The organism is Acidovorax sp. HMWF018, assembly GCF_003061035.1.
Classification (GTDB): Bacteria; Pseudomonadota; Gammaproteobacteria; order Burkholderiales; family Burkholderiaceae_C; genus Acidovorax; species Acidovorax delafieldii.
This window is the reverse complement of sequence record NZ_QAIM01000172.1, coordinates 1-1783: the sequence shown is the minus strand read 5'-3', so window position 1 is coordinate 1783 and position 1783 is coordinate 1. Positions and strand designations below refer to the sequence as shown.

Genomic DNA, 1783 nt, shown 5'->3' with positions numbered 1-1783 from the left:
CCCGTTCGCCAAGGGCGGCAAGGTGGGTCTGTTCGGCGGCGCTGGCGTGGGCAAGACCGTGAACATGATGGAACTCATCAACAACATCGCCAAGGCCCACAGTGGTCTGTCGGTGTTCGCTGGTGTGGGCGAGCGAACCCGTGAAGGGAACGACTTCTATCACGAAATGGCCGATTCCGGCGTGGTGAACCTCGAGAAGCTCGAAGACTCGAAGGTCGCCATGGTGTACGGCCAGATGAATGAGCCCCCAGGCAACCGTCTGCGCGTGGCCCTGACCGGCCTGACCATCGCGGAATCCTTCCGTGACGAAGGCCGTGACGTGCTGTTCTTCGTGGACAACATCTACCGCTACACGCTGGCCGGTACCGAAGTGTCCGCTTTGCTGGGCCGTATGCCTTCCGCCGTGGGCTACCAGCCTACGCTGGCCGAAGAAATGGGCCGCCTGCAAGAGCGTATTACGTCCACCAAGGTCGGTTCGATCACTTCCATCCAGGCCGTGTATGTGCCAGCGGATGACTTGACCGACCCATCGCCTGCCACGACGTTTGCTCACTTGGACTCCACCGTGGTGTTGTCGCGTGACATCGCTTCGCTGGGTATCTACCCCGCCGTGGATCCTCTGGACTCCACCAGCCGCCAGCTGGACCCGAACGTGGTGGGCGAAGACCACTACACCACGGCCCGCGCCGTGCAAGGTACGCTGCAACGCTACAAGGAACTGCGCGACATCATCGCCATCCTGGGCATGGACGAACTGGCTCCTGAAGACAAGCTGGCCGTGGCCCGCGCTCGCAAGATCCAGCGTTTCCTGTCGCAGCCTTTCCACGTGGCCGAAGTGTTCACGGGTTCGCCAGGCAAGTACGTTCCCCTGTCGGAAACCATCCGCGGTTTCAAGATGATCGTGAACGGCGAATGCGATCACCTGCCAGAGCAAGCGTTCTACATGGTGGGCACCATTGACGAAGCCTTCGAAAAGGCCAAGAAGGTGGCCTGATGAGCCGTCGGCCGGGCAGCCCATGGCAGCGCGGCCTTCAGCAATCAAGCAACCCACCTTTTCCTAGGAGCAATGATGAACACCATCCACGTTGATGTGGTCAGTGCCGAAGAGTCCATCTTCTCCGGTGAAGCGCGTTTTGTCGCTCTGCCCGGCGAAGCTGGCGAACTGGGCATCTACCCCCGCCACACCCCGCTGATCACCCGCATCAAGCCGGGCTCGGTGCGCATCGAAATGGCTGACGGTGGCGAAGAGTTCGTTTTCGTGGCCGGTGGCATTCTGGAAGTGCAACCCAACTGCGTGACCGTGCTGTCCGACACCGCCATCCGTGGCAAGGACCTGGACGACGAGAAGGCCAACGCAGCCAAGTCTGCAGCCGAAGAAGCGCTCAAGAACGCCAAGAGCGACATCGATCTGGCCAAGGCCCAGTCCGAGCTGGCTGTTATGGCCGCCCAGATTGCGGCACTGCGCAAGTTCCGCCAGAAGAAGTAAGCTTTTGCGAGCACCCTTGTGCGGCAAAAAACCCGGCAATGCCGGGTTTTTTTATTTCTGCGCCGTGTGGATGCCCTCCAGCATTGGCCTTGCCATGATGCATACGCTCCCCCCAGCCGTGGATTGCCATGAGTTCCGTTTGATGTGGATGGTCGGTGACTTTTAGCGCTGCTCCGAAACGAAACGGCTGCCCGCCAGACTAAAAAAGGCCGGGGCCCCTCACAGGGCCCCGGCCTTTTGCATTGGCAATTTTCACAAAGCCCTCATGCGGTCCGCATGGAGCCTCTGGCAATTACA

2 protein-coding genes are annotated in these 1783 nt (G+C 60.4%); both read left to right on the top strand.

Annotated features, from left to right (window positions below; all coding sequences use genetic code 11):
• A partial coding sequence (atpD, locus tag DBR23_RS06495) for a F0F1 ATP synthase subunit beta (protein WP_108497688.1) occupies positions 1-994 on the top strand: 994 nt, incomplete at its 5' end.
• A gap of 75 nt (positions 995-1069) precedes the next feature.
• The gene (locus tag DBR23_RS06490) at positions 1070-1486 is read left to right on the top strand and encodes a F0F1 ATP synthase subunit epsilon (RefSeq protein ID WP_015012216.1); all 417 of its coding nucleotides are present in this window, start codon (positions 1070-1072) and stop codon (positions 1484-1486) included.
• The last annotated feature ends 297 nt before the right edge of the window (positions 1487-1783 follow it).